The 10,597-nt window shown below is 44.6% G+C and carries 2 protein-coding genes; both read right to left on the minus strand.

Features of this window, described 5'->3' with window-relative positions; translation table 11 throughout:
• A partial coding sequence (locus DPF90_RS20005) for a condensation domain-containing protein (RefSeq protein ID WP_162814070.1) occupies window positions 1-1,730 on the minus strand: 1,730 nt, incomplete at its 3' end.
• A 110-nt stretch (window positions 1,731-1,840) separates the two neighbouring features.
• Window positions 1,841-10,585, minus strand: coding sequence for a non-ribosomal peptide synthetase (locus tag DPF90_RS20010; RefSeq protein ID WP_114788054.1), 8,745 nt, complete (start codon window positions 10,583-10,585; stop codon window positions 1,841-1,843).
• Between the last annotated feature and the right edge of the window lie 12 nt (window positions 10,586-10,597).

Raw genomic sequence — 10,597 nt, forward strand, 5'->3', positions numbered from 1 at the left:
GAGCGCTCTTGGTGAACGCCCACCAAATCATCGCTGCCAACACCCCGAGATTGAAGCTCATGCGCTAACGCATTGGCTCGCTTATTCAATTCTCGATAGCTTAATGTTTCACCATTAAAGGTGGCTGCAGGTGCGTCTGGTGTAAGCACGGCTTGAGCTTCAAACAAATCTGCAACAGATTTATCTTTGGGGTAGTCTTGCTTGGTCTGGTTGTGCGCGTAAAGCTCTGTCTCACGTGTCTTTGAGTCAACCAATGGTACCGAGAACGCACAGCGCTCTGGATTTTCAGTCATAGCTTCCAGCAAGAGCGTAAAGCTGTTTGCCAAGTTCTCAATGCTGGCACGGTTAAACAGATCTGTGCTGTATTCCCAACTTAAGCTAAGGCCGGATTCATTCTCTTCAACATTGAGTGATAAGTCGAACTTGGCATTATTCGACTTTATCTCCACATCACTAAAGCTCAACCCATCAAGATCTAGATCACTAGATTGATTATTTTGCACTGCCAGCATAACTTGGAACATTGGATGGTAGCTAATATCTCGAGCGGGATTAATTCTCTCAACCACTTTTTCAAAGGGTGTTTGTTGGTGATTAAATGCATCCAACGCAATGCGCTTACTCTGGGTAAGAATATCAATAAAGTTTGCTTGGTCATCATGCTGCTGGCGAAGCACTAGCATGTTAACAAAAAAACCGATCAAGTTTTCTACCTGCGTTTGGTCGCGATTTGCGGCTGTTGTGCCAATCACAATATCTTGTTCACCACTATAACGAGAAAGCAGGACACTTAAAGCGCCATACACACCCATAAAAAGAGTGGCGTCATACTCATTGCATAAGGTTTTAAAAGACGATGCAAAATTCATCGAAATGTGAGTGGTTATTGTGTCTCCCTGATAACTCGGTAGACTGGGCCTTGCTCTATCCAGCAGTAAATTATGTATACTTGGCATGTTAGCAAGCTGCTTTTGCCAATAGGTAAGCTGGCGCTCAAGAACATCTCCTCTCAAATATTCATGCTGCCACTGTGCGTAATCTAGATATTGAACATCAATAGGTTTTAGCCTGTGTTTGGCACCTATTGCAGATTGCCGATAAAGTTGGTTCAGCTCGTCAGTAAGCACCTCCATAGACCAACCATCTGCGGCAATATGATGCACCAATATCAAAAGTACCGTATTGTCTTCATCCAACTGCCACAAATGACAACGCAGTGACGTATCTCGCTCGAGATCAAAAACGTATTCTGTTCGTAATTCAAGCTCTGCTCTTACTGTCGACATAGCCGCTTCTATGCCACATTCCTTGATAACTTGGGCAAGCTTTTGCTTACGATCGATCACTTCAAAACAAAACTCGACCGGCATAGGCACAACAACTTGTTGAGCGTCATCACCCTGCTTTACATACTGAGTTCGCAACACACTGTGTCGGTCGATGATTTGTATAAACGCGGACTTCAGGGCTTCAAGATCGAGTTTTCCCTGAATATGCAATGCAGAGGGGATATTGTAATGAGCACTTCCTCCTTCCAACTGATCGAGTAACCAAAGTCGTTGCTGAGCAAAGGAGAGTCTCCCCTTGGTCCTCATCCTATCTGGGACAGTAATTTTACTGGCTTGTATCTGAGCTAACTTTTGTTGTTTTTTCTTGGCAAGAAGCTTTTCTACTAACGCACGTTTTTCAGGAGACAAATTATCAAGTTTATTATTATTTTGAGTAGCCATACTCTTTCATTCCATTGTTTTAGAATAGAGAAAGCCCTACTCATTTCGAGCTTTCTCATCATCTTTTTAGGGGGGTTAAGCCAATTTAGTTATGTTTTCTGACATTGTGTTTAGTCAATAAGTGATTCCAAATCATCGATATCAAGAGACTCCAAATCTTCAATATCAAGATCCTCAACTTGTTTGAGAATGTCGTCGAGCATAGTCGACTCTTCCAAATCTTTATGTTGCTCAATCATGCTCGCGATACCTTGGATTGTTGGAGACGCGAATAGAGATTCAATGGTAAGTTCTACACCAAACCTATCCTTGATCAGTGCGTTCATTCGCATCAACAGCAACGAGTTTCCTCCTACTTCTAGGAAACTACTTACTGCACTGATTGCTGTGCTTGATTTCAGTAATTCGCACCAAAGCTCAGATACCATATGTTCTGTATCTGTTTCTGATGCAACAAAATCACTATCAGCCAACATTTTAGGTTCTGGTAGCGCACGGCGATCAACCTTACCATTTGAGTTGAGGGGGAATTGGTCCATCAACACAATATGATCTGGCAGCATAAAACTTGGCAGGTTTTTAGAGAGTATCGCCCTGATATGCTCTGGGCTAGCATCCATTTCAGCATGTCCTACCACATACGCGAGCAACTGCTTGTCTCTCGATTGCTCAATCTGCCTTTCTTTAACCACCACCAGTGCAGTGTCAACCTCGTCGATTGACATAAGCTGCGCTTCTATCTCACCAAGCTCAATACGATAACCACGAATCTTAACTTGGCTATCAGCGCGGCCAACAAACATCAAGGTGCCATCTTGTTGCCAACGTACCAAATCTCCTGTGCGATACAAACAACCAGCCTCTTCTTCATTGATTGCAAACGGATTGGGAATAAAGCGCTCAGCGGTAAGAGCACTCTGATTTACATACCCTTTGGCGACGCCTTCTCCACCTGTGTACAACTCACCAATAGCGCCTACTGGAACGGGCTTTTGATTGCGATCCAGTACATACACTGTGGTATTTGAGATGGGTTTTCCTATTGGAATAGGTTGGGTAACATCCAGCCCCCTTGGTATTGGATAGCAAGTCGAAAAGGTCGTATTCTCTGTTGGGCCATAACCATTTATCACGGTCACATCTGCTTGCTGCTGATAAAAACGAAACACTGAATACGGATTAACCACATCTCCACCCGTCAGAAGGTGTTTTAGGCTAGGTAAATTATGCTCGTTAATAGCAACAAACTGGTCGAATAGGCCCGATGTTAACCAAAGCATATTGACTTGATAGTGATCAATAACCTTGCCTAAATGTGTGGCATCAACCAAGGTCTCTGGATAGACAACTAAAGTCCCGCCATTGAGTAGAGGTCCCCAGATTTCAAGGGTTGCAGCATCAAAAGTAACAGAAGCACACTGCAGCATAACCGTATCTTGGGTAAGTGGCAGCGCGGAATTATTTTTTACTAGGCGAATCACACCTTGTTGCGTCACTTCCACGCCTTTTGGCATACCCGTAGAACCCGAGGTATACATCACATAAGCAGGTGAGTCTTTAGTACTGACTTTTATCCGCTCAGGATTGGTTGAAGATAGTTTGTCTAGTGTTAACCGTAATGCCTCGCTGTCGATATCGATGCGTACACACATACTCTCCGAAACAGCGATAGACATACTATTTTTCGTCAGCACATAGCCAGCCTGAGTATCTTGTAAAATATGAGCTTGGCGCTCAGCAGGGTAGCTCGAATCGATCGGCACATAAACTGCGTTGAGCTTAACAATTGCCAACAAGGCGGTAATCAACTCAACACCAGATGGTAAACAAACGCCAATACGTTGCTGAGCCTCTATGCCTTGAGAAGACAAATAATGCGCTAAGCGGTTTGCTCTGATATTTAGTTCATGGTAGGTGACATTATGCTCCCTATGAACAAGAGCCAATCCATCCGGCGTTTTAGCAACACAAGACTCAAACCACTGCGCCATATCCAAGTTGCGATCATAGTCACTATGAATTTGGTTCCATTCGACTAAAGTTAAATGTTTTTCCTCTTCACTGAGTAAAGTGAGAGAGCCAAGAGCTTGATCACTCGATTCCAGCATCATAGTCAATAAACGCTCAAAATCAGCCGCGACCTTCTCCATTCGCTGCGAGGATATGCTTGATCCTTGATACAACCATTTTATTTCTGTTTGATGATCGGGAACGACCACTAAAGTAACAGGGAAGTTAGTTTGTTCTTCACCCTTAGATTCAATCAAGCGTGGTAACTTATCATTCATGACTTGTTCACTTTGACTGATCGGGTAATTTTCTACCACAACTAACGAGTCAAACAAGCTTTCTCCACTGGGTATACCACTCCATTCCTTAATATCGCTTAGAGGGCTATATGCAAAGCTATCATGACCACTTTGTGCTTTGTTCAGCTCCTGCAACCACTGCCCAAGATGACACTGCATATCAGCAAAGTTTACTCGCACAGGTAAGGTATTAATAAATAAACCAACCATAGTTTCCACACCGGACAGAGGTATGTTTCGACCAGAGCGAGTCGAACCAAATACTATGGTCTCTTCTCCATTGTATCGATGAAGAAGCAGAGCCCAAGCACCTTGAACAACCGTATTGATCGTCACCTGATTATGCTTAGCAAAATGGTTCAGTCTAGCTGTTGTTTGCTCATCGAGCAGTGTTTCTATACTTCCATCACTCTCTTCGCTATTGCCTAGCTTAGTCTTGAAGTCTAATTTGCATGGTTCAGTGACATCAGACAAATAGCTTTGCCAGTAAGCTTTCGCCTCTGATTTCGGTTGTTTCTGAAGCCATTTAACATAGCTAGAATAAGGTTTCACAACAGGTAGCGGGCCGAGATCAACACCTAGCTCTGCTTGGTACAATTTCATCACTTCGTCAAAGACAATGGGTAAACACCAACCATCTAATAAAGCATGGTGATTAGTCCAAATAAAGCGTTGTCGTTTATCAGACAATGTTACCATTGCGAACCGCATTAAAGGCGCACGAGTTAAGTCGAGTGGTTTAACTCTTTCCTCGTTGGAGAGGTCGATAAAGCGAGCTTCCTGTTGCTCTTTTGCAATACTTCTCCAATCCAACTCTTGCCATTCAATATGTGCTTGTTTGTCGACCACTTGAACAAGTTCACCACTGCTTGACTCAACAAACGCGGTACGGAATATATCATGCCTTTCGATAACCCTTTGCCACGCAAGTTTGAAAGTCGGAATAATTAATTCCTCAAACAACATATCCATCTGACACATATACATACCTGTGCCTTCTGCCATTTGGCTATGCATAAGTAACCCTTGTTGCATTGGGGTGCTCGGATAGATATCGGTAATTTCAGAGTATTGTGATTCAAACAAAGTAATATCATCAGCGGTCACATCCACCAGAGGGAAATCAGATGGTGTATGCCCGCCCTTATTAGAGGTACAGTGCTCGATGATATTGATCAAACTGACCTGATATTGCTCCGCAATTGCAGATACTTGCGGATAAGTCTCAGCATCATAGTCAAACGTAAATTCCAACAAACCATCGACAATAATACCGGTAATTTCAATGCCATGTGTTCTCTGTCTACGTTTGCTGACTTCATCTCCTAGCTGTTTAAAGGTCTCTACTTCTTCGCAATCTGTATTAAATTGACCTAAGTAGTTAAACACTATTTCAGATGGACGATCTGCTTGGACAATATCATCATCTTTCGCGAGATAACGAAGAGCACCAAATCCAAGTCCTTTGTTAGGTGTTGCTCTTAGCTGCTCTTTGATGCCTTTTATCAGTGTTGCGAAATCTGATCCAGCTGCATTAGTTAATAACACAGGATAGACGTGAGTATACCAGCCAACAGTTTGGCTCAAATCAAGCTCATCCATCGTTGGGCAAGCATCCACAATCACTCCTGATTCACGCCCATGACCTTCTAAATCAACTTTGAGAGTATTTTGGCCAGATATCTGTCCATAGCTATCCGCTAAAGCCGCCAGTAGGAGATCGTTAATTTGAGTGTGATAACATTCGTTGGACTTCGAAATTAGCGCTTTGGTCTCCACTTCACTAAATTTCAGCGTCACTCGTCTTCTATTGCCACTCATAGAAGCATCAAGTTCCTTCAAATCACCACAGGCTAAGCTGCCACTTGGAGCATTGAGTACCGATAGCCAATGCGCTTTCTCGTGATTTACTTCCTCAGAACTCGCAAACTCACCCATGGCAGATGCCCAAGCTTGATAGCTATCGGATTTAGCCCCAAGTGAGACAGGCGCACCCTGCATCACTTGTTCTAGCGCTAATTGCAGGTCTTGCACAAGGATACGCCAAGATACACCATCGACAATTAGGTGATGCATAATCCAAAGTAGCTTGTCACTTTGGCCTGACGGTGTTTTACACCAGACCCACCGAACCATAGACCCTTTCGTTTGGTCAATCACTAAGCTTGCTTGTGCCCTATTCGACACTTCAAGCATATGCTCTGCCCATTGGCTTTCGTCGATAACCGTTAGGTCTTCAATCCATAGGCTCTGCGCGAACGCATTGTCAGCACTACGTTCATCTATGGCGAGATACTCTGCGTTCCACTGTACATTGTTCTGTGTAAAGCTCAATCGCATCGCATCATGACGCTGATACAAGGAAGCGAAAACAGCGCCAAGAGACTCTAGATCGATTGACTCTGATAACGTACACCACTGTGACTGGTTAAAGTGATGGCGATCGGTTTCATCTCCTGCAAAGAAATAGTGATCAATAGGGAGTAATTTTTGACTGCCTATAATCTTTTGGCTGCGTTGATTCGTGTCTATCAATTGTGCAACTTGTGCTAATTCTTTTACCGTTTGATATTCAAATAAATCACGCGTTGAGATTTTATAACCCGCTAACTTAGTTTGTGATACCACTTGCATCGCTAATATCGAATCGCCACCTAAGCTGAAGAAATTGTCACTGATACCGACTTGATCAATGATCAAGACTTGTTTCCATACTTGGCACAGTACAAGCTCAATATCGCTTCTCGCTGCCTCAAATGCGCAACTAAGCAATGAATAGTCGGGTTCTGGCAACTGCCTACGCTCAACTTTGCCATTGGCGTTTATCGGTAGTTTGTCCATTCTTACGATAGCTGAAGGTAACATGTATCCAGGTAATAAGTCCTTAATACTCTCTCTTAACTCATTTGACTCGATAGTCTCTCCAGCATTTGCCGACCAATAGGCGACCAAACGCTTGTCTCCTTGATCCTCACGCACCAATACAAAGGCTTCGTTGACCTGAGGCTGCTGTAGAATCACAGACGTAATCTCACCCAGTTCAACCCTAAATCCGCGCAATTTAACTTGATGGTCAACACGACCTAGAAATTCTAATTTACCCTGGTTATTCCAACGCACTTTATCGCCAGTGCGATACATCAATTCCCCTTCGACAAACGGGTTTTGGATAAATCGCTCGTCGGTTAAGTCAGGTTTATGAAGATAACCGCGTGCTGTTCCTGTACCACCAATATAGAGCTCACCGCCAACCCCAATAGGGACAAGGTTGCGTTCAGTATCTAACACATAGAGACGCTTACCTGGTATACCCGTTCCTATATCAATAGTCTGAGTTTGCTCTCTGATGTCCCCTATTGTGGCACAAACTGTTGACTCCGAGGGACCATAGCCATTCATCAAATGACGACCTTGCGCCCACTTTTGCGCAAGCGGCAGCGGGCAGGAATCTCCTGCGAGTATAAGGTGCTTAACTCCCTGCCACTTTTGAACATCTAGTGCAGGTAACAAAGCAGGCGGCAGAACGGTATGATTCACTCGATGACGGTTAACCACCTCAGTGAGTAGCTCAGCAGAATGAACCTGTTGTTGATTAATTAAAACCAGAGTGCCTCCAGCATTGAGCACACCTACCCAATCGGCTACTGCACCATCAAAGCTAAAGGATGCGAACTGAAGTACCCTTGAAGATTCGCTGACCATAAAGCGCTGTTGCTCAGAAATTGCCAAATCGACAAGACCGTCATGCTGTAGCATCACCCCCTTAGGTTTACCTGTCGAGCCCGATGTATAAATAACGTAAGCCAAATTACTAGAACTAACACCCACATGGTAAGCCGAGAGATTCTCGACACTTTGTCCTTTTGCGTCTTTTGTCAGCTGTGTAAGCTCTATGAAATGGGCGTCTTGAGGCAACTTATTTTGAACATTTCTGTCACCCACGATCAAACTGAGTTGACTGTCTTGCACCATGTAGGCCAAACGTTCTTCTGGATAAGTAGGATCAAGCGGTAAATACGCGCCACCCGCTTTAAGAACAGCAAGCATAACTTCAATAAGTTCGATTGAACGTTCACAGCTAATGCCCACTAGCTGGTCTGGTCCAACACCCAGTTCCATTAGATGATGAGCGAGTTGGTTAGAACGGCGGTTAAGTTCCTGATAAGTCACTTGCTTATCTTGAAATATCAAGGCAATGGAGTTTGGTGAAGCAGATGCCTGACGCTCAAATAGCTCATGTATACATAGCCCTTTCACTTCATTGTGCTGGGAGGACAAAGGCTCGTTCCCTAGGGCTAAAAGCGAGTCTATCTCAGCATCTGTCAGGCCATGTATCTCACTCATTTTCTCATCAGGAGACAGAGTTACACCTCGTAGCAACCCAACTAGATGTTTAGCCATACGAGCAATCGTTGCTTTTTCAAATAAACTGGTGTTGAACTCCCATTGCATCTCCAATCCATTCGCCTGTTGCTCGATGTTGAGCGTTAGATCAAAGGATGTAGTTGAGGCATTCTTATTGACGCTGCTTGTTTGCACACCATCAAAAGCAAACCCATCTTCAGGCGTATTTTGCAGTACCAACATCACTTGGAAGATTGGATGATGGCTGAGATCACGTGCAGGCTTTAACTCTTCAACCAGGTGCTCGAAGGAGACATTCTGATGTTCATAAGCGGCTAACGCAGTATCGCGAGATTGTTCAAGCAACTGTTGGAAGCTCTGACTCATATCCACATGACTACGAAGAACCAAGTTGTTCACGAAGAAACCAATTGTCTTAGCAAGCTCTGACTGTTCTCGGTTTGCGATTGGAGTACCCACAACAATATCTTGCTCACCGCTGTATCGACTGAGCAGCATGGAGAAAACCGCATTCAATCCCATAAATAGCGAGGCGTTGTTAGCATTGCATAGCTCGAGAAGTGAACGCAGATCTTGAATTTCGAGACGCTCTATCACAACATCCCCTGCATAACACTGCTTGGCGGGGCGAGGTTTATCAAGAGGTAAACTATGTACTTCCGGAATATCTCTAAGCTTCTTGGCCCAGTAGTTCAATTGTGAGGTGAGATTATCACCCTGTAGCCACTGTCTTTGCCAGATTGCATAATCACTATACTGGATATCCAGAGGCGACAATTCAGCCTGCTGACCTCGAACCAATTGGTTATATGCGTTACTTAACTCACCAATAAAGACATTGGCTGACCAACCATCACTGGCTATATGGTGCATGACAACCGTCAACTGATACTCATATTCCGCCAGTTTGTATAGGGCCGCACGCAGCATAATATCGTTACTAAGGTCAAACTCTTGCTCAGTAAACTCGTGTTGCAGATTATCTAACTTCTCCCCTTGCTCCTCTTTAGCTAAACCAGATACATCATGCATAACTAGATCAAAGGTTTGAACAACGGGTTCAATATGCTGATAAGCGTGTCCTTTCTGATCATTATGATAGGTGGTTCTCAGCACTTCATGTTTGGCAATCACAGCAGAGAATGCACCTTGGAGCGCTTGATAATTAACCTCACCCTGCAATGAAAGCGTCGCTGGCATATGGTATTGACTACTACGTCCTTCCATTTGGTCAATAAACCACAAACGTTGCTGCGCATAAGACAAAGGTAGCTGCGCTGGTTTGTTAACTTGTTTTTTGACGCTTGTCGAGTCTAGCCCCGTTTTAGTGTCGCCTCTACACGATAAGGCCTGTTGATGAAGCACAGGTGCTCGGAATATGCTTGTCAGTGGCAAGCTTACCGAGAAGTTTTGCTTTATTTTGTTTACAAGCTCAATCGCAAGCAGTGAATGTCCACCGACTTCAAAGAAATTCGCATCTCGACTGATGGTCGATGCATCCAGCTTGAGCACCTCTGACCAAAGCTGACACAAACGCGCTTCTACCTCACCCTGCGGCGCCTGATAGCTCACGCCCATGCTCAGCGACGTTGGCTCTGGTAGCCCCTTACGGTTTATCTTGCCATTCGGTGTCAGTGGCATCGCCTCTAACACTTGAATAATCGATGGCACCATATAGTGTGGCAACTGACCTTTCAGGTGGTCATACAAACCGCTTCGCGCTTCATCAATTCGCTCAACCCAGTCGCAGTTCAAAACCGCATAGGACACCAGTTGGCTTTCACCGCTCTCATTACCTTGGCGAACCACACTCACCACTTGGTTGACGCTTTCATGGCTTTGCGCCGCCGCATCAACTGCGCCCAGCTCAACCCTAAATCCTCGAATTTTTACTTGGTAGTCAGTGCGACCCAAATATTCCAGCTCGCCATCTGCTAGCCGGCGTACTCGGTCTCCCGCGCGATACATACGCTCGCCCGAAACAAAGGGGTTAGCCACAAACGCCGCATCGGTTAAATCATCACGATGCAAGTAGCCTCGAGCTAGTCCTTCACCCGCAATATACAACTCTCCCGCAACACCGGTTGGTACAAGCTGATGCTGCTCATTGAGCACATAGAACTGAGTATTTCCAATCGGGTGACCTAAGGTGATAGCCGATTCTTGTTCAATTCGTTTCACCGATGACCATAC

Source organism: Vibrio tetraodonis (assembly GCF_003350295.1).
Classification (GTDB): domain Bacteria; phylum Pseudomonadota; class Gammaproteobacteria; order Enterobacterales; family Vibrionaceae; genus Vibrio; species Vibrio tetraodonis.